Source organism: Williamsia sp. D3, assembly GCF_000506245.1.
Taxonomy (GTDB): Bacteria; Actinomycetota; Actinomycetes; order Mycobacteriales; family Mycobacteriaceae; genus Williamsia; species Williamsia muralis.
In genome coordinates, this window is sequence record NZ_AYTE01000026.1 from 219836 (window position 1) to 239391 (window position 19556).

Sequence of the window (19556 nt, forward strand, 5' to 3'; positions counted from 1 at the left end):
GATCAGCACGGCCCGTGGCCCGGACGTCACGGCTGCGGTAGATGCGCGGCGACGCGTTTGAGGTAGCCCGCCAGGTTGTCAGCGGTCTCGTGAGCCGAGTCGCCACCGAACTTCTCCAGCGCCGCCTGAGCGAGGACCAGTGCGACCATCGACTCCGCAACCACTCCTGCTGCGGGAACAGCACACACATCCGACCGCTGGTGTATCGCGGTGGCCTGCTCGCCGGTGGTCATATCCATGGTGGACAGCGCCCGAGGCACCGTCGAGATCGGCTTCATCGCCGCCCGCACCCGGATGAACTCGCCGTTGCTCATGCCGCCCTCGAGGCCGCCGGCCCGGTTGGTCGACCGGACGGCACCATGGGGTCCGGGCACCATCTCGTCGTGAGCCGCACTCCCCCGGCGACGGGCGGTTTCGAACCCGTCACCCACCTCGACACCCTTGATTGCCTGGATGCCCATGAGTGCGCCGGCCAGACGGGAATCGAGTCTGCGGTCTCCGCTGACGTGTGAGCCAAGGCCGATCGGGACCCCGGTGGCGACCACCTCGACGACGCCGCCCAGGGTGTCGCCGTCTCGCTTCGCGGCCTCGATCTCGGCGATCATCGCGGCCTCGGCATCGGTGGAGTACGACCGCACGGGGCTGGCGTCGATCTGCGCGAGATCGGCGTGGGTGGGGGCTGCCCCGATGTACGGATCGGAGGCGCCGATGGAGATGACGTGCGAGAGCACCTCGATGCCGAGCACCTGACGCAGGAAGTTGCGGGCAACGGTGCCGATCGCGACCCGGGCCGCTGTCTCACGTGCACTGGCCCGTTCCAGCACCGGCCGCGCGTCGGCGAATCCGTACTTGAGCATGCCCGCGTAGTCGGCATGGCCCGGACGCGGGCGTGTGAGCGGCTCGTTGCGGGCGATCCCCTCGAGTTCCTCGGCAGGCACCGGGTCGGCAGACATGACCGACTCCCACTTGGGCCACTCGGAGTTGGCAACCTCGATGGCGACGGGTCCACCCATGGTCACGCCGTGGCGCACACCGCCGATCATGGTGACCTTGTCGGCCTCGAACTTCATCCGCGCACCACGTCCGTAACCGAGGCGGCGACGAGCCAGTTGGTCGGCGATCTCGGACGACGTCACCTCGACACCGGCCACCATTCCTTCCAGAACGGCAACCAATGCGGGCCCGTGGGATTCTCCGGCAGTACTCCAGCGCAACACAGTGGTCAATTGTTCCACGCGTCGCCCGCCAGGCCCTCACCAGATCCCACAGACGAGCGCCGTGGCCGCGCACAACGCCGGGCCGTGGGGCTGCGGCCGTCGATCTCCGGTGACCACCGCAGGCACCACGGTGAGGATGTGGGCCAGGACGATCACGGCCAGTGCAGCTGCGACGGAGCCGGCCAGGGCGCCCACGGTGATGGCGAGCTTCACGTCCCCGCCCCCGCAGGCGCGCAGCGAGAAGGCCACGAGGTAGATGCCGACGGCGACGACCAGACCCGGTGTGGCGGCGGGGTGAATCGCGACCGCCACGAGGGAGGCGACTGCAGCGGGCACCGTCAATACGTTCGGTAGCCGGCGGGTTCGAAGATCGGACACGGACAAGGCCACGAACCAGATCGCCAGCACGGGCATCAGCATCTGCACAACGCCAACAATGGACGGTGTCACCGGCCGCGAGGGCTCCGATGAGCCAGGGCTGTGGACGGCTGCGCTTCTGTGGACAGATCAGGCCAGTACCGCGGCCATCGCCTCTCTGGGCGCCGGTCTGCCTGTGAATTGTTCGACTTGGCCGTATGCCTGGTTCAACAGCATCACCAGGCCACCGACAACTGCGCCACCCCGTTCGGCGACAGCGGTTGCCAGTGGGGTGGGCCACGGACTGTAGATCACGTCGAAGAGGCGGGGCGCGACGGCAGCGACTTCGACGAGGGGCTCGGCGGCTGCCGCAGGGACAGTGTTGACCAGCACCGCGCACTCGCGCGAACGCCTTGCCAGTTCCGGGCCGGGTTCAAAAGCGATCACCTCGGTGCGCAGGCCGAACGCATCTGCGACAGCAATGGCTTCCTCGGCCCGCGCGGCGCTGCGTGCTACCACCGTCACGTGTCCCACGCGGACTCCCGCGAGTGCTGCGAGAACGGGCGCAGCGGTGCCGCCGGCGCCGAGGACCACGGCAGACGCGCCGCCGAGGTCGCCGACACCGAGTTCTGTCAACGCTGCCGCCGCCCCATCGATGTCGGTGCAATCGGCCCGCCAGCCACCATCGGTCCTCACCAGGGTGTTCGCCGAACCGACCTTCGCGGCCCGCTCGGTCCGGGTCTGCGCCGCGTCCAGGGCGGCCCGTTTGCCGGGCATGGTCACCGACAGACCGATGTACCGATCGTCGAGCCCGCCCACCAGAGCGGGTAGCTGTTCGGCCGTGCACTCGATACGTTCGTACGTCCAGTCGCGCAGGCCCAGGGCCCGGTACGCCGCCAGATGGAGGTCGGGCGAACGTGAATGGCTCACCGGCGACCCGAGGATCGCGGCGGCCCGACTAACCACAGTTCGTCTGCAGCACGCCGTTGTCGCAGGCCTGCTGCCGATTGCGCTTGTGCTGCTCGAAATCGTCGGTGAACAGGGTTGTCCCCTGCTGATCGATGGACACGAAGTAGAGCCAATTGCCCACCGGCGGGTTCAGCGACGCCTCGAGTGCCGGCTGACCGACCGCACCGATCGGTGTGGGCGGCAGCCCCTTCTGCTGGTAGGTGTTCCACTTGGTGTCCGCGGTGAAGTCGTCGCCGGCGACATCGATGTTCTGGATCGCCGAGGTGTGGTTCACCGTGGAGTCCATCTGCAATGCCTGATTGTCGTCGAGCCGGTTCACCACGACCCGAGCGACCTTGGGGTAGTCGTCGGCCCGGTTGACCTCGCGTTCGACGATCGAGGCGGTGACGAGCGTCTGGTACGGAGTCATCTTGCTCGACGTGGTGCCCGATTCCGGCAGGCCCCACTGCGCGAACAGGGATGCGCTGCGCGAGATCAGGTAGTTCAACATCTGGACCGGGCTCAGATTCGGATCGATGGCTTCCCACAGCGTCGGCGCGATGAGCCCTTCGATCCTGCGGTGGTCGCCGGCCAGCGCGGTGACCGCGTCGGTCGCCCACGCCGGGACCCCCAGTTCCTGCGGTGTCGCGGTGGCTGCCGCCTGCGCCAGGTCCTCGACGGTGACCCCGCTCTCCTGTCCGTTCAGGGTGATTTTGGTGGCCTCGGCGACGCGAGCGAAGACTCCGGGCGTCGTCTTGCCGTCGATGCCTTCTTTGGTGTCGAGCTGCAGGCCTTCAGGGATGACCACCCGGCCCACCCGGTTGTCGTCGGTGAGCATGGAAACCGCTGTGCTGGCCGGGATCTCGGTGCGCAGCTTGTAGAAGCCCGCCGAGATCGGCTTGCCGTCGGCCGCGGTGGTGAAGGCGGCCACGCTGGCCACCACCTTGTTATCCTTCAAGATCTCGCCGAACGCGGTGAGCGACGAGTCGGGCGGGATCTGTACCACCACATCAGACGTGCCCGCGGTGTTCGAGAAGTCCGAGTTGTCGGGTCCGCCGAACTGTCCGGCCAGCCGGAGTCCGGCGTAGCCGATCCCACCGACGAGAAGCACCATGAACGCCACCGCCGCGGCGATCACGACCCTCTTGCGTTTGCGGCGCCGTTCGGCTGCCGCACTACGTTTGGGCGAGCGGTCTCGGGTGGGCAATGCCGATCTGGGATCCGGGCGTCGTCGCGACGGCGCGGATGCCGGATCCACGCCTGCAGCGGTCACGCCGTCGCGGTCGGCGCGTTGACGCCTGTCGAAATCCTCACGACCGGGGTCCACATATGGACCGGTCGCATCGTGCGATGCCATGGGGTCGTACGCACGGGGGTGGCGAGAGCCACGTGGTTCGGGCGGAACCGTGCCCGGTGGCGGCGGATCGAATGGCGTGTCCATCCGAGGGCCACTTCCCGGCGCGGGTCCAGCGGGAGGCGGGACCGGTCGACGGGTCGACTCCGGTGGGGCCCACGACGGATCGGGCGAGGATCCACGGCCGGGTAGCTGCTGACCAGTCGGCACCCCGTCGGCACCGCCCGGAGGGATGGCTCTCGGCCCGTGACGACCAGAACGAGAGCCACCACCGTCCCCACCGCGGGTGAAGTACTTCAGCCGTTCCGGGTCGTAGTCCTGTGCCGAACGGCTGCGACGGTGACCGGGAGGCTGATGCTGTTCCCGGCGGTCGCCGTGACCGCGGCCGGTGGCCCGTTCATCGGATCGATCGTCGCTCACCCGCGTCCTTCCTGACGGCCCGCCTGCATGTCTTGACGGTTCGCCTGTAAATCCAACCATCCCTGCAAGATCGCTGTGGCGGCCGCCTGGTCGACAACCGATTTCTGCGCCTTCGCCCGCACACCCGAGCTGCGAAGGGCCTGCTGCGCGGTGACCGTCGAGAGGCGTTCGTCGCTGTAGAGCACCGGGATGGGTGAGATCCGGTCTGCCAGCGCGTTTCCGAACTCGGTCGCCAGTTTCGCTGCGTGGCCGTGCTCGTCACGCAGGGTTTTCGGTAGCCCCACGATGACCGCGACCGCCTCGTACTCGGCGATGATCTCTTCCAGCCGACGAAGGTCCCCGTCGCCGCCGGCAGTTCGCGCCACGGTCTCCACGGGAGTCGCGAGGATGCCATCGGGGTCGCAGGACGCGACCCCGATCCGGACACTCCCGACGTCGATGGCCACGCGCCGCCCCCGCGGCGTGAGCGTCATCGATTCGCGCCGACCAGGTCGCGCAGCCGAGACAATGCGGCATCGATGCCGGCGGCGTCGGTACCCGACCCCTGGGCGAGATCCGGCTTTCCGCCGCCGCGACCGGAGACCAGCGGCGCCAGATCCTTCACCAGGTCGCCGGCCTTGATACCCGCGTCACGGGCTGCAGCGGTGGTGGCGATCGCGAAGGGGACCTTGTCGTCCGACACGGAGAAGAGGGCGACGACCGCAGTGTCCGAGCCGACACGGCCACGCAGGTCGCCGGCGAGCGTCCGCAAGTCACCGGCGTTCATCCCGTCGAGTTTGCCGGAGACCACCAGCACGTCACCGACCCGGACTGCGTCGTCGATGAGCGAACCAACCGAGGCCTTCGCGGCGTCGGCGCGCATCTTCTCGATCTGCTTCTCCGCGTCGCGCAGTTTGCCGACCAAGGTCTCGACCCTGGCTGGGACCTGATCCGACGGCACCTTGAGGCTCGAGGCCAGACCGGCCAACAACGCCCGCTCCTTGGCGAGGTAGCGGTAGGAATCCAGACCGACGTAGGCCTCGATCCGCCGCACACCCGACCCCACCGAGGACTCCCCCAGCAACGTGACCGGGCCGACCTGAGCTGACGCACCGACGTGGGTGCCGCCGCACAGTTCCATCGAGAACGGCCCGCCGATCTCCACCACTCGCACCACGTCGCCGTAGTTCTCGCCGAAAAGTGCCATGGCGCCCATCGCCTTGGCCTCGGGCAGGTTGGTCTCGAAGGTGTTCACCGGGTAATTGGCTTCGACCGCGGCGTTGGTGATCTCCTCTATCTCCCCGCGCTGGGCCTCGGTGACCGGGCCCTGCGCACTGAAGTCGAAACGGAGATAACCCGGTCGGTTCAGGGAACCGGCCTGAGTCGCGGTGGGCCCCAGGACCTGCCGGAGCGCTGCGTGCACGAGGTGGGTTCCGGAATGTCCCTGGGTGGCGCCGTGACGCCAGGCGGTGTCCACCTGGGCGAGCACCACATCGCCTTCGGCGACCTCGCCTTCTTCGACCACCGCCCGGTGCAGCCACACCGTCTTACCGAGCTTCTGGACGTCCTTGACCTTGATCCGGAGTCCGGACGATGTCGTGATGCTGCCGATGTCGGCGATCTGGCCACCGGATTCGGCATAGAGGGGGCTGCGGTCGAGAATGACCTCGACCTCTTGGCCCGCCGAGGCACTGCGAACCTTGCCTCCGTCGGCCACGAGTCCCAACACCGTTGCCTCAGAAACCAGTTCATCGAAACCGGTGAAGACGGTGGGTCCGCGGTCGATGAACTCCCGATAGACACTGAGGTCGGCGTGACCCGACTTACGGGCGGTGGCATCGGCTTTGGCGCGCTGACGCTGTTCTGCCATAAGTTCGGTGAAGCCCTGTTCGTCCACCGACAGTCCGGCTTCGGCGGCCATCTCCAAGGTGAGGTCGATCGGGAAGCCGTAAGTGTCGTGCAGCGCGAATGCATCTCGTCCGCTGATCCGGGTGACGCCGGAAGCCTTTGTCGTCGCCGCGGCGTCATCGAACAACTTGGAGCCGGCGGTCAGGGTCTTGAGGAACGCGTCCTCTTCACCGACAGCCAGGGACACGATGCGCGAACGCTGTTCGGCCAGTTCGGGATACGACGTCGACATCGTATCGATGACTGCCTCGGTGAATCTTCCGACCGTGGCGCCGCCGGCACCCAGGAGACGGGCCGATCGCACGATGCGACGCAGGAGGCGGCGCAGCACGTACCCGCGGCCGTCGTTACCGGGTGTGATGCCGTCGGCGATGAGCATCACCGCGGTGCGCGCGTGGTCGGCGATCACCCGGAATCTGACATCGTCTTCGTGGTTGCCTGCGCCGTAGGTGCGGCCGGTCAGTTGCTGCGCGATCCCGATGACGGGGGCGAGCAGGTCGGTCTCGTAGACATTCTCCACCCCTTGCAGCAGGCACGCTACACGCTCGATGCCCATGCCCGTGTCGATGTTCTGCTTCGGCAGTGGCCCGAGGATCTCGTAGCCGTCCTTGCCGCCACCAGGTCCACGCTGGTTCTGCATGAACACCAGGTTCCAGATCTCGATGTACCGGTCCTCGTCGGCTTCGGGTCCACCTTCGACTCCGTAGGCGGGCCCACGGTCATAGAAGATCTCCGAACAGGGCCCGCAGGGCCCCGGGACACCCATCGACCAGTAGTTGTCTTTCATCCCGCGGCGCTGGATACGTTCGGCGGGTACGCCGATCTCGTCGCGCCAGATGGCCTCGGCCTCGTCGTCGTCGAGGTACACCGTCGGCCACAGCCGGACCGGGTCGATCCCGAACCCACCGTCTGCCACCGGGTTGGTGAGCAACGTCCACGCGAAGGTGATGGCCTCGCGCTTGAAGTAATCGCCGAACGAGAAGTTGCCCGCCATCTGGAAGAAGGTGTTGTGGCGGGTGGTGATGCCCACTTCTTCGATGTCGAGTGTCCGGACGCACTTCTGAATGCTGGTGGCCCGGGTGTACGACGGATTCTGCTCGCCGAGGAAGTAAGGCTTGAACGGCACCATACCGGCGTTCACGAAGAGCAGGTTGGGGTCGTCGAGGATCAGTGACGCGCTGGGTACCTCGGTGTGCCCGGCCTTGATGAAGTGATCCAGGAAGCGCTTCCTGATCTCATGCGTCTGCACTGGTTCAGTCCTTACTCATCGGGGCGTGCCGCTCGGCGTGTCGCCGGCAAACGGCCGTGTTCACACTACCGGTGTCGGCCCCGGAATCAGGTGTTGGAGCGGCCACGGCCGCGAATGATGTTGCGGAGCCGTCCGAGACGGGGGCCGATCTCGCGCTCGTAGCCGTGATCGGTGGGCTCGTAGTAGTCGACGCCGACCAGTTCGTCCGGCGGGTACTGCTGCCCGACGACGCCGCCGGGTGCGTCGTGGGGGTAGCGGTAACCCACGGCATTGCCGAGTTTCGCCGCGCCGGCATAGTGCCCGTCACGCAGGTGTGCGGGCACCGCGCCTGCCCGGCCGCCCTCCACATCGGCGATCGCTGCGCCGATGGCCGCCACCACACCTGGGGATTTGGGGGCCGTCGCCAGGTGAATCGTCGCCTGCGCCAAGGCGAGCCGCGCCTCGGGCATACCGATGAGTTGAACCGCCTGCGCCGCAGCGGTGGCTGTCTGCAGCGCCGTGGGGTCGGCCATCCCGATGTCCTCACTGGCGTGCACGACCAACCTGCGTGCGATGAACCGTGGGTCCTCGCCTGCCGTGATCATGCGGGCCAGGTAGTGCAGTGCGGCATCCACATCCGATCCGCGGATCGATTTGATGAACGCGCTGATCACGTCGTAGTGCTGGTCGCCATCACGGTCGTATCGAACGGCAGCGCGATCGACTGCTGACTCGACATGCGCGAGGGTGACCTTTGTCGTCGCGCGGGAGGTACCGCCGTCGGCCATCGAATCGGCAAGTGCCGCATCGGCTGCCGCCTCCAGTGCCGTGAGGCCGCGACGCGCGTCGCCCGCCGAGATCTTCTCCAGGTGGTCGAGGGCGTCGTCGTCGATCGTGACCGCCCCGTCATAACCGCGTGGGTCCGATGCAGCTCGCTGTAGCAGCTTCCGGATGTCCGGCCCTTCCAGGGACCGCAGTTGCAGCACCAGGGACCGCGACAGCAACGGTGCCACCACGGAGAACGACGGATTCTCGGTGGTGGCCGCAACGAGTAGCACGATTCGGTTCTCCACCGCATCGAGCAAGGCATCCTGCTGCGTCTTGGAGAAGCGATGGACCTCGTCGATGAAGAGCACGGTTTGAGTGCCCGCGATCAGGCGGCGGCGCGCCGCGTCGATCACCGCGCGGACTTCCTTGACCCCCGACGACAGGGCCGACAGTGCTTCGAACCGTCCGCCTGCTGCAGTGGAGATGAGCGAGGCCATCGTCGTCTTGCCGGTGCCGGGTGGGCCGAATAGCAGTACCGATGCGGCCCCCGAACCATCGATCAGCCGGCGCAACGGAGACCCGCTCTCCAGCAGATGTTCCTGTCCGACAATCTCTTCCAGTGTCTGCGGTCGCATCCGCACGGCCAGGGGTGATCCCGCGGAGGCGCCGGGCAGACCCTTGGTGATCGTGTCGGGCGGTGCCTCGGGTGCGGCGAAGAGCCCACCCTGTTCGTCGGTCATGGCCAAGGCCGGATGTCGGTCATCTCGTGCGGCCCCGTCAGTGCAGCCAGGACGAGTCCAGCGCCTGACCGACCGTGTCGGCGAACTGGGCAAGATTCGGTGCCTCCGCCCGGCGAGCGGCGTCGGCGAGGCCGGCCCAGCGGTCGACGATCACCCGCGGGTCGGATGTGCTGATCGCGAGCCCGTGCGGCTCGTCGGAAGCACCGACGTCTGTCTCGTCGGCAGGCAACATCCAGACGGTGGAAAGCCATACCCACGCCAGCCGCGCGAGCACGGCCTTGCGGGCCAGCTCGCGGTCGGAACCCAGGCTGGGCCAGATGCCCTGCACTTCCGAGCGCCACGCGTCCAGCATTGCGGTCTCGAGTTCGACTATGCGCGCGGCATTGTCGGCGGCGAGCCACGGCCGGAACGTCACCAGCGCATAGGCGATGTCGAGCGAGGCGTCGCGGAAACCGCCCCATTCGTAGTCCATGAACTGGACGCCCTCATCGTTGATGAGGATGTTCTCCGGACCGACGTCAGAAGGGCTGAATGCGCGGTGTTCACCTTCGCCGAACAGCGCTCGGGCTTTGCCCAGAGCATCCAGCACTTCAGGGTCCACCGTCAGCCCGAAAGTGTCCGCGATCACCCGCGGTGCGGCGCTGACCGCCGCCTCGAACTGCGCCCGGAGGGCATCCACCGCGATCCCCGCTGCACCTTGGCGGAGCAGCGCGGCAAAGTCACCTTCGCCGCCCACGGTGGCAGCGTGCATGCGGCCGAGAGCCTGACCCCACGCGCTCACCGCGTTGCTCGTGGCGGCGCGGTCGTCACTGCCCAGCAGCTCGGTCATGGATCGTCCATCTCCGAGGTCGCTCAACACCAGAACACGAGCGGAGAGGTCGAATGCGATCAGTTGAGGACCCGGACGCGACTCTAGGGGCAGCGCGGTCGCGTATTTGTACGATGCAACCTCGCGAATGAATGCTTCGCTGGACTCGGCGTCGTCTCCGTCGCCCAAGACCTTGATCACCAGGGTGCGGTCGCCGGAGAACGGATTCTGGGCGACCCGGACCCGCACCACCTCGGTACGACCGCTGCCACCGAGGTCCTCAGGATCGGCTAAGGACACCGCGGAGCCGGCCCGAGCTGCGAGAATACGCTCGGCTGCCTGCACCGCGCCGGTGATCTGGCTATCGGCAAGAACAGTCATCGCCTCCAACTTACCCAATGGTCGCCTTACCCGGGCCCACCCGACGAGACAAGTCAGATTTGTGGCGACACATCGACGGAGACCTCGATCCTGCTCTTGCGCGATTCGGTGTAGATGACCCCGCGTAGGGGCGGCACGTCGTCGTAGTCCCTGCCCCAGGCCACGGTGACGTGACGTTCGTCGACCAATTTGTCGTTGGTGGGGTCGAATGCGATCCACGAGTCCCCGGGCAGCCAGACCGCGGCCCATGCGTGCGAGGCATCGGCACCGAAGATCCGTTCTTTTCCTGGTGGCGGGTCGGTGGCGAGGTAACCCGACACATACCGGGCAGCCAGACCCTGGGACCGCAGGCATGCGATCGCGACCCGCGCGAAGTCCTGGCACACGCCTTCGCGGCGCTCCATGACAGTGCTGACACGGGTGGAGATGGCCGTGGACCCCGAACGGTAGGTGAAGTCCTGGAAAATGCGCGTGGTGAGGGAGGTCACGGCTTCGAGGAGTGGTCTGCCGGGAGTGAAGATCGCCGACGCGTAATCCCTCACCGCGGGCGAGATCTCGGGAGGATCGAGATCGAGTCGGAACTCCGCAGCCCTGGCGCCGACCATCCCGGTCGGGCGGGCTGATTCCCAGGGGGCCTGCGCGGCAGGCGATTGCAGCACATCGTCGTCGATCGGATCCACTTCGACAATCGAACGGCCGGTGACCTCGAGCCGCCGATGTGGAGTGCGGACATGGAAATAGCAGTCGTGGTTGCCGTATGCGTCGACACCGGTGGACCGGTCGGCCGGTTCGGGGTCGATCTCGACCTCGCTCGAGAGCACCCGCTGCCCGGGCATGTCACGGGGTTGCAGGTGTCCTCGTCCGTATGAACTGGTGACCACGTCGTCGTAGTCGTAACGGGTACGGTGCAGCACGGCGTACCGCCGACTCGGCGAGGCGCTCGCGGAGCTCTCCCCCGCCGGGGCTGGTGGCTCGAACTCGCCCGGCCGGTTCACAGTTGGTCCTCCGATCCGGCGCCCCAGAGCGGCTGCATCTCGACCGGGTAGGCAAAGCGGGTCCGGCCGAGGACGTCGGATATCTCACGCAATCCGGCGCCGAGAGTGCTCATCAGTTCGGCGAGTTCGACTCGGCGGCCACCGGCACCGATCGCGGCGAGATCCGCGGGGTCGACTCTGCGCAACTCGGCGACGAGGTCTTCGACCAGGCGCTCGGCCGCGGCGGACCGTACGTCGGTGGGCAGCGCCGTCAGATCGGCACGCAGAGTGTCCAATTGGTAGATCATCGCCCTGGGGTTGCCCTCGTCGAAGAGCAGAAGACCCGCGACCGGGCCCAGCCTGACGATGCCGCGGTTGCGGCGACGGTAGATGATCGCGGATTCGTTGGCAACGAGGTAGGCCTCGAGCAGACCCTGTTCGGTGTCGGCGTCGTGCTGCTGGACCAGAACAGCGGATGTGAGCGCGGCCAGCATCTGAGCTCGTTCGATGCGCCGCCCGATGTCCATGAACAGCCAGCCCGCGTCGTGGACCATCGATTCGGCCTGCAGACCGGCCAGCGCCAGGAGCCCGTGCAGGATCTCCTCGTGCGCACGGCCGAGTTCGGACCCATCAACGTCCAGTTCTTCGTGCGTCTCGGCGCCCGAACCGGACAAGACGGCCGGCGGACTGCCCAACTCGGCGATCGCTCTGTCGATCGCGCCGAGCACCATCCATGTGCTGGTGGACATCTGATCCCGCACCGCCCGCGCGAGTTGTTGCAGGCGTTCGACGGCAAAGGCAACCGAACCCGATGACCTGCGCGAGCTGGTCATCGAGTGCATACGCGCCGTGGCCGCCATCACCTCATCGGGCTCGGGTGGCCGGCTGCTATCGAAGTCGGCGATACCGTCGGTGTCCTCGAGGGCGGCCTCGCTGCCGGTGGCTGCTGCGATCGCGGACAGGAACAACGGAATGGACGCCGTCCCCGACATCCACGGCCGGTAGCGATAGTCCTCGTAACGTTCCCTGGCCACCTTGACCATTCGGGTGGTCAGTTCTGCTCGTTCTCCGTATCGGCCAAACCAGAACAGATCCGACAGCACCCTCGGAGAGCCCACGACGGCACTGTCGGTCACCGGTCGATGGGCGCGAGGGGATCGGCGGCCCACCTGCTCGTCGTCCGCCGTCATGACGGTTGCCACTCGGTCGTGGTGGTCGGACGACTCGGGGACACGGGCGGTGGGCCCGGCCGGCTCCGTGGTGGTGACCCAAACATCCTTTCCGGCAATGGAATCCCAGGAGGCTCCGGCAGTTCCATCGGCGAGCACGTGGCCCAGACCGCCCGGCATCACGGCATAACCCGCCCCCTGGGCAACGCTGAACACACGAAGGCCCACCGGCGCCGGACGCAGGCCCGCCCCGCCGGAGCCGGATTGCGTAGCGGCCGGGGTGGCTGACGGCGCCACCGAATAGTCCTCGAGCCGACGCCCCGCCCACGGCCAGGGCTCGGCTTCGATCCGGGCGATCAGTCCATCGCGCGCAGCGGCGGTCAGACCTGGCCCCGAGATCTCTTCTCCGGTGCGGAAATTGGAGAACTGCAGGTAGGCTACGTCGGCGACCATCTTGGACCGGTCGAGATCTGTTCCCGCCCAATATGTCTCGACAGAATCGAGAAGCAGGTCCTCGTCGAGCAGGTGTCGGCTGACAGCGTGCAACACGGTGTGCAACGCCGGGTTCTCGAGGACCCCCGCGCCCAGGTGGTTCACCACCGAGACCGTCCCGCGCGACACGGCCTCCACGAGCCCGGGAACCCCGAGCCGCGAATCGGTGCGCAGATCGAGCGGATCGCAATAGGCCGCGTCGACGCGCCGGAGGATCACGTCGAGTCGTTTGAACTTGCCGAGCGAACGCATGTACACACTGCCGCCGCGAACGACGAGGTCGGCTGCTTCCACAAGCGGGAAGCCCAGTGCGGAAGCCAGGTAGGCCTGGTCGAATGCGGTCTCGGACAACGAGCCCGGTGTCAGTACCGCCACCGTCGGGTCCTCGGTCCCCTGCGGCGCGTACTCGAACAGCGACAGGCGAAGGGTCGCCGAGAACGCTGTCAGGGGCCGGGGTACACATCGCTGGAACAACCGCGGGAATGCCCTCGACATCAGTCGTCGATCGGCAAGCGCGTATCCGACGCCAGAGGGGGCGCCGGCGCGGTCGGCATACACGGTGTGCGCCCCACCCGGGCCCCGCCCGACGTCGCAGGCGTGCAGGAACAATGAGTGCGGCCCGGCCTGCGGGAATCCTGCAGCCTTGCGGATATACCCCGGGTGTCCATAGACCATCTCCGGTGGCACGATCCCGTCCGTGATCACCCGTTGGCCCGAATAGATGTCGGCGAGCAGGGCGTCGAGAACCCTGGAACGCTGAGCGATCTTTCGGTCGAGTTCGGCCCACTGCGCGCCGTCGATGAGCAGCGGCACACAATCCAGCTCCCAGCGCCGCCGCCGGGTGGAATCACCGTCCGGGGCGTTGTAGGTGATGCCGTCGTCGTCGACCAGTGTGCGCACGCGCTGTTCGGCCCGGTGCAGTCCCGATCGGCCAAGGCGCGAATAGCCGTCGACGAGCGGTTCCCACTGCCTGCGCACGGTCCCCGAGGCATCGAGCAGCTCGTCGTACGGGCCTGGGGACGAAGCTCCGGGGATCCGAGCGAGATCGAACAATCCGAACCGGTCAGACCGATATCGGTCCAGGACTCCGGTGGGTCCGGCCTTGGGCGATGTCACCGCAGAACTGTACGTGTGCGACCCAGGTCGGGGATCATCGGTACGCCCGGGCCGGTCTTTGCCGTTGCCCGCGATCGTGGGCGACGAGTGGCCCCGCTACTGTGTCTCACCGCTGCGCGCGGACTTGCGCACGAGGGCCGACTTTCCGCGCCGTCGGCTGTGGGCCCGATGGATGAGGAGCACCGCGACTCCGGCAACCACGATCCCGATCAGGTTGATCACCAGCTGCGCGGTGGATTCGGCGGCGACCCGCCACTGCCCCAAGGTGGCGGCGACCACCGCATACCCGGCAGCGGGCACCGTCGTGACCGAGATGAAGACGCCGACCAGCGCCGCGGACTTCGAGGACACCAGTGACAACATGCCTGCGGCGCCGGCCAGCAGTGCGACCACCAGCGAGAACGGTCCGACCTGATAGATGAAGTCGAGCTGGTCGGCTGTGGTCACGTCGCGCATCGTCATCCAGCCGAGGCTCTGCGCGGCCAGCGCTCCGAGCCCGGTCACCACCATGGCGAGCGGAAAACCCACCGCCAAGGCCACCACCGATCGTCGGGCCAGGGCGTATCGACGGCGCACGATCGCCACGGCGATGCCCCCGAGTGGACCGAACTCGGGCCCGACGACCATCCCACCGACAACCGTGACGGGGGAATCGGTCACCACCCCGACAGCCGCGAGCAGACAGGCCAGGCAGAGGAAAGCCAGGAACGTCCCGCTCAGCGTCGAGTCCTCATTGGTGCGCTCGAGTAGTTCGTCCCACACCACCGCGTCCCCGGGATCTCCCGGGGCGTCGTGCTCAGCCCGATCGGCGGCCTCGGACAGCACCATGTCGAGCAGTTCGACGGTGATGGCACCTTCGGTCCGAAGTTCCAGTGCCCTGAGCTCTTTGAGCAGTTCGTTTGCGGCCTCACGGGTGACGTCGGCTTCGATCAGGTCCCCGGCCGGCTCCACTGCGACGCCGGGAATCCGGACCACGTGAGCGACCCCGACGTAGTCGCGCAAGGTCTCCACGACGGCATCAGATCGCTCGTGCGGGCTGACGATCCGGATGTGGAGCACGGGCCGGCTGCGTTCAGGACTCGGCGGGTGTCGGTGACGTCACGGCCTGTTTGTCCTTGGGCGCCGGAGGCTTCGCGTCGATTCCCGACTCCTTGCGTTGGGCCGGCGTGATCGCGGCGGGCGCGTCGGTGAGCGGATCGATGCCTCCCCCGGACTTCGGGAACGCGATGACGTCGCGGATCGACGGTTGCCCGGCGAGCAGCGCCGTGATCCGGTCCCATCCGAAAGCGATGCCGCCGTGAGGCGGGGCTCCGTATGCGAAGGCGTCCAGCAGGAACCCGAACTTCTCCTGCGCTTCCTCGGCACCGATGCCCATGATCTTGAAGACGAGTTCCTGGACCTCGCGCCGGTGGATACGTATCGATCCGCCACCGATCTCATTGCCGTTGCAGACGATGTCGTAGGCGTACGCCAACGCGGATCCGGGGTCGGATTCGAGCACCCCGAGCGATTCGGGCTTCGGAGAGGTGAAGGCGTGGTGCACAGCGGTCCATGCGCCCGAGCCGACGGCCACGTCACCGCTGGCGGTGGCATCGTCGGCCGGCTCGAACAGTGGCGCGTCCACCACCCACGTGAACGCCCAGTCGCCGTCCTTGATCAGGCCGAGACGTTGGGCGATCTCGCCGCGCGCTGCACCGAGTAGGGCGCGCTGTGCTTTGGCGGGCCCGGCGGCGAAGAACACACAGTCACCGGGGGTCGCGCCGACGTGGGCGACCAGACCGGCCCGCTCGTTCTCGGACAGGTTCTTGGCCACCGGCCCACCGAGCGAACCGTCTTCTTGGACAAGCACATACGCCAACCCTTTGGCGCCGCGCTGCTTCGCCCACTCCTGCCAGGCGTCGAGCTGTCGGCGTGGCTGGCTTGCGCCACCCGGCATGACAACGGCACCCACGTAGGGAGCCTGGAACACCCGGAACGGAGTGTCCTTGAAGTAGTCGGTGCACTCCACCAGCTCGAGCCCGAATCGCAGGTCCGGTTTGTCGCTGCCGAATCGGCGCATCGCCTCGGCGTAGGTGATCCGCGGGATCGGCGTCGGGAGGTCATAACCGATCAGCTTCCACAGCGCGACGAGGATCTGCTCTGCCACGGCGATCACGTCGTCCTGCTCGACGAAGCTCATCTCGACGTCGAGCTGGGTGAACTCGGGCTGGCGGTCGGCGCGGAAATCCTCGTCGCGGTAGCAGCGGGCGATCTGGAAGTACCGCTCCATCCCGGCGACCATCAGCAGCTGCTTGAAGAGCTGGGGACTCTGTGGCAGCGCATAGAAGGTGCCGGGCTGCAACCGTGCCGGCACCAGGAAGTCGCGGGCGCCTTCGGGTGTGGATCGGGTCAGCGTCGGGGTCTCGATCTCCACGAAGTCCTGATCGAGCAGGACAGTACGCGCGGCGTTGTTCACCTTCGACCGGAGCCGCAGGGCTGCGCCCGGGCCTTCGCGGCGGAGGTCCAGATACCGGTACTTCAGACGCGCTTCCTCGCCGGGGCTCTCGTCGAGTTGGAACGGCAGGGGCGCGGATTCGTTGAGCACAACGAGTTCGGTGGCATTGATCTCGATCGCGCCCGACTCCAGGTTCGGGTTCTCACTGCCTTCGGGTCGCTGCTCGACGAGTCCAGTGACCTGCACGCAATATTCTGCGCGGAGCCGGTGCGCCGGCGTGGCCACCGCATCGTCACGGAAAACCACCTGTGCGAGCCCGGAGCTGTCGCGCAGATCGATGAAGATGACCCCGCCGTGGTCGCGGCGTCGCGCCACCCAACCGGTCAACGTCACGGTCTGTCCGGCATTCTCGGCCCGTAACGATCCGGCGAAATGGGTGCGCAGCACAGTGTTCCTCTCGATTGCGGTCAAACACTTCGGTGGCTGAAGGGTTTTGTATCGTGCAACATCCTACGGGCGCCGCATTCGAGAGAGAACGCACCTGCTCGTGCCATGCTTGGCGAATGACTTTCCAAGGTGGCGGTCCACTCGACACAGGCAACGTCTCCGGCGGCGGCGGAGGTCGTGGCCGGCTGGCCCTCGGCGGCGGGGCAGGACTGATCGTCATCGTCGTGGCCGCTCTGCTCGGGATCGATCCGAACGCGATCGGCCTCGGTGGTGACGAGACCGGTTCGAGTACCTCCTCGCAGCAGTCGGCGATCGACGAGCACATCCAAAGCTGCACTATCGAGAAGGCCAACGTCGACACGGTGTGCCGAATCGTTGCGACAACCAACAGTCTCGACCGCGTGTGGAGCAACATCATGCCGGGATACGAGCCGCCGCAGACGAAGATCTTCTCCGGCAGCGTCGACACCGCTTGCGGGCCGGCCACCTCCGACGTCGGACCGTTCTACTGCCCGGGTGATCAGACCGCCTATTTCGACCCGACCTTCTTTGACGTGCTGAGCGATCAGCTCGGCGGCAGCGACGGCCCGCTGGCACAGGAATACGTGGTCGCCCATGAGTACGGCCACCACATCGAGTACCTCACCGGCGCTCTGGAGAAGGGTCAGCGCATGGGGGCCGCCGGCCCGACGTCGGGATCGGTGCGGATCGAGCTGCAGGCCGATTGCCTGGCCGGCGTGTGGGCGTTCAACGCAGACAAGGGTCCGGACGCGATGCTGGCGCCGCTCACCCAGCAGCAGATCTCCGACGTGATCCAGACGGCGAAGGCCATCGGAGACGACGCCATCTCGGGCGACAGTTCCAATCCGGAGGGATGGACACACGGTTCATCGGATCAGCGGGTGCGATGGTTCAACGTGGGATATGACCGCGGCGACGCAGCGGCATGCGACACCTTCGCGGCGGGCAGCCTGTGACCCGGGAGGCCACCGGGATCGACCGGATCGCGGAGGGATTCCTGGAACGGTCGTGCGCACTCAATCCCATCGAGGCAACGCATCTCGGTGTCGTCGGCCACGATCACAGGCTCACCGACTTCTCGCCTGCCGGTGAGGAAGAGCGGGCCATCGCCAGGCGGGACACCATCGCGGCACTCGCGGCCGAGGCGCTCGCCGATGATGTCGACCGGGTGACCGTGGCGACCATGACCGACCAGTTGAGCCGGTCGCTGGCCGTCGACGATGCCGGACTGCGAATCGGTGAGGTGAACGTCATCGAATCGCCGTTGCAGGCGGTCCGCGACGTCTTCGACCTGATGTCCACCGACTCCCCCGCCGACCAGGACGTGTTCTTGGCCCGGCTGGATCAGGTCCCGAGCTGCGTGGAGACCATCATCGAAGGGATCCGGGCCCGCCTGTCGTCCGGACCCGCCCTGACCAGACGTCAGGTTGAATTGGTTGCGGCTCAAGCCGATACCGCCACCTCGTCGATCTTCAGCAATGCGACGGCGATCGAGTCCACAGACCGCGTCGATCTGCTCGACGACCTGCGCGGACGAGTGGGTGCAGTGATGACACGGCTGGCGGCCGTTCTACGCGACGACGTGCTGCCCCGCACCACCGACGCCGATGGCGTGGGCCGCGATCGCTACCGCCTGCACTCAGCGGAGTTCGTCGGTGCCGACATCGACGTCGACGATGCGTACGCGTGGGGCGTGGACCTGCTCGATTCCATTGTTGCCGAACAACAGACGCTGGCCGAGGTGATCGCGCCGGGAGCTGGTGTAAACGGTGCGCTCGAGGCCCTCAACGCCGATCCGCGGTACCAGATGACCGATCGGGATGCGTTCGTTGCCTGGATGCAGGAGTTGTCGGACCGGGCCACCGCCGAGGTGGGCCGCGAACACTTCGACATCCCTGCCGATCTCACCGCACTGGAATGTCGCCTGGCACCGGCGGCCACCGGGATCATCTACTACACGACACCGAGCGAAGACCTCAGCAGGCCGGGGCGCATGTGGTGGTCGGTTCCGCCGCAGCAGAAGATCTTTCACACGTGGCAGGAGACCACCACCGTCTTCCACGAGGGCGTCCCAGGACATCACCTGCAGCTCGGTTCGGCGATGGTCAGTCCCGACCTCAACCGGTGGCGCAAACTGGCGTCGTTCACCTCCGGTCATGGTGAGGGCTGGGCCCTCTACGCAGAACGATTGATGGGGGAACTCGGCTGGCTCGAGGATCCGGGTGACCGGATGGGGATGCTCGACTCGCAGCGACTTCGCGCCGCCCGGGTTGTCGTGGACATCGGGGTGCACTGCGGGCTCACCGCACCGGAGTCGGTGGGTGGAGGGACATGGGATGCCGACAACGCGTGGACGTTCCTCACCTCGGCCGTCGCGATGGACCGCACCGTCCTACGGTTCGAATTGGACCGTTACCTCGGCTGGCCCGGCCAGGCGCCGTCGTACGCGCTCGGGCAACGGGTGTGGCAGCAGGCCCGCGACAACTACTTGCACCTCAACCCCGGCGGCTCACTCAAGGACTTCCACCGCAAGGCGCTGGCGCTCGGCGGGGTCAGCCTGGATGTCCTGCGGTCCGAACTGACCTGACAACGATCGGGCGCCCACCTCCGCCGACCGGGCCCTTGTCGCCGTCGACCGGGCCCTCGTTGCCGTCGACCGGGCCCTCGTTGCCGTCGAGCGGGCCCTTGTGGCCATCGACCGGGCCCTTGTGGCCATCGAGCGGGCCCTTGTTTTGCTCGAGCGGGTTCGTTGGAGTCGTGACGTCTTGCGAACGGCACGCTGAACGTGTGCAAGG

The 19556-nt window shown here is 67.1% G+C and carries 15 protein-coding genes; 3 read left to right on the forward strand and 12 right to left on the reverse strand.

Annotation, left to right across the window (positions count from 1 at the left end; translation table 11 throughout):
- Window positions 1-26 precede the first annotated feature (26 nt).
- Genes aroC through mltG form a run of 4 tightly spaced genes read right to left on the reverse strand, consistent with a single transcriptional unit; the run spans window position 27 to window position 3879 of the window.
- Window positions 27-1235, reverse strand: a complete 1209-nt coding sequence (gene aroC / locus W823_RS46095; protein ID WP_023959483.1) for a chorismate synthase — start codon at window positions 1233-1235, stop codon at window positions 27-29.
- Between the two features lie 18 nt (window positions 1236-1253).
- On the reverse strand, window positions 1254-1667 hold the full coding sequence (locus tag W823_RS46100) for an A24 family peptidase (protein WP_152538089.1): 414 nt from the start codon (window positions 1665-1667) through the stop codon (window positions 1254-1256).
- Between the two features lie 57 nt (window positions 1668-1724).
- Entirely contained in the window at window positions 1725-2504 is a 780-nt protein-coding gene (locus W823_RS46105) for a shikimate dehydrogenase (RefSeq protein ID WP_369792631.1), read from the reverse strand.
- A gap of 28 nt (window positions 2505-2532) precedes the next feature.
- Window positions 2533-3879, reverse strand: a complete 1347-nt coding sequence (gene mltG, locus W823_RS46110) for an endolytic transglycosylase MltG (protein ID WP_051406561.1) — start codon at window positions 3877-3879, stop codon at window positions 2533-2535.
- A 243-nt stretch (window positions 3880-4122) separates the two neighbouring features.
- On the opposite strand from mltG, the gene W823_RS57815 reads away from it, so the two are divergent.
- Window positions 4123-4311: a hypothetical protein gene (locus W823_RS57815; RefSeq protein WP_152538091.1), complete on the forward strand. Its 189-nt coding sequence runs from the start codon at window positions 4123-4125 to the stop codon at window positions 4309-4311.
- On the opposite strand, the gene ruvX is transcribed toward W823_RS57815, so the two are convergent.
- From ruvX to aspS, 8 genes are all read right to left on the reverse strand, one after another.
- A complete protein-coding gene (gene ruvX / locus W823_RS46115; protein WP_023959491.1) occupies window positions 4293-4769 on the reverse strand; it encodes a Holliday junction resolvase RuvX in 477 nt (158 codons plus the stop codon). The two genes, W823_RS57815 and ruvX, sit on opposite strands and share 19 nt — an antisense overlap.
- Window positions 4766-7432 (reverse strand): alanine--tRNA ligase, encoded by a 2667-nt coding sequence (gene alaS / locus W823_RS46120; protein WP_023959494.1) that lies wholly within the window; start codon window positions 7430-7432, stop codon window positions 4766-4768. Before alaS ends, ruvX begins: the two co-directional genes overlap by 4 nt.
- A gap of 86 nt (window positions 7433-7518) precedes the next feature.
- Entirely contained in the window at window positions 7519-8919 is a 1401-nt protein-coding gene (locus W823_RS46125) for a replication-associated recombination protein A (RefSeq protein ID WP_023959496.1), read from the reverse strand.
- Window positions 8920-8956: 37 nt separating this feature from the next.
- Entirely contained in the window at window positions 8957-10108 is a 1152-nt protein-coding gene (locus W823_RS46130; RefSeq protein ID WP_023959498.1) for a hypothetical protein, read from the reverse strand.
- 53 nt (window positions 10109-10161) lie between these two features.
- Entirely contained in the window at window positions 10162-11022 is an 861-nt protein-coding gene (locus W823_RS46135) for a transglutaminase family protein (RefSeq protein WP_031332563.1), read from the reverse strand.
- Window positions 11023-11099: 77 nt separating this feature from the next.
- On the reverse strand, window positions 11100-13859 hold the full coding sequence (locus W823_RS46140) for a circularly permuted type 2 ATP-grasp protein (protein WP_023959502.1): 2760 nt from the start codon (window positions 13857-13859) through the stop codon (window positions 11100-11102).
- A gap of 96 nt (window positions 13860-13955) precedes the next feature.
- Window positions 13956-14918: a DUF389 domain-containing protein gene (locus W823_RS46145; RefSeq protein ID WP_023959504.1), complete on the reverse strand. Its 963-nt coding sequence runs from the start codon at window positions 14916-14918 to the stop codon at window positions 13956-13958.
- A 13-nt stretch (window positions 14919-14931) separates the two neighbouring features.
- Window positions 14932-16740, reverse strand: a complete 1809-nt coding sequence (aspS, locus tag W823_RS0129645) for an aspartate--tRNA ligase (RefSeq protein WP_031332564.1) — start codon at window positions 16738-16740, stop codon at window positions 14932-14934.
- Window positions 16741-16856: 116 nt separating this feature from the next.
- On the opposite strand from aspS, the gene W823_RS0129650 reads away from it, so the two are divergent.
- Both W823_RS0129650 and W823_RS46150 read left to right on the forward strand, forming a co-directional pair.
- Window positions 16857-17717: a neutral zinc metallopeptidase gene (locus tag W823_RS0129650; protein ID WP_031332566.1), complete on the forward strand. Its 861-nt coding sequence runs from the start codon at window positions 16857-16859 to the stop codon at window positions 17715-17717.
- Entirely contained in the window at window positions 17687-19348 is a 1662-nt protein-coding gene (locus W823_RS46150) for a DUF885 domain-containing protein (protein ID WP_023959506.1), read from the forward strand. The genes W823_RS0129650 and W823_RS46150 overlap by 31 nt, the downstream gene beginning before the upstream one ends.
- Window positions 19349-19556: the final 208 nt, after the last annotated feature.

What these genes read in the sequence shown, in the direction of transcription:
- W823_RS46125 (WP_023959496.1), bottom strand. Translation starts at nt 8,919, where the DNA reads ATGACCGACGAACAGGGTGGGCTCTTCGCCGCACCCGAGGCACCGCCC.
- mltG (WP_051406561.1), bottom strand. Translation starts at nt 3,879, where the DNA reads ATGGCATCGCACGATGCGACCGGTCCATATGTGGACCCCGGTCGTGAG.
- ruvX (WP_023959491.1), bottom strand. Translation starts at nt 4,769, where the DNA reads ATGACGCTCACGCCGCGGGGGCGGCGCGTGGCCATCGACGTCGGGAGT.
- W823_RS0129650 (WP_031332566.1), top strand. Translation starts at nt 16,857, where the DNA reads ATGACTTTCCAAGGTGGCGGTCCACTCGACACAGGCAACGTCTCCGGC.
- W823_RS46130 (WP_023959498.1), bottom strand. Translation starts at nt 10,108, where the DNA reads ATGACTGTTCTTGCCGATAGCCAGATCACCGGCGCGGTGCAGGCAGCC.
- W823_RS46150 (WP_023959506.1), top strand. Translation starts at nt 17,687, where the DNA reads ATGCGACACCTTCGCGGCGGGCAGCCTGTGACCCGGGAGGCCACCGGG.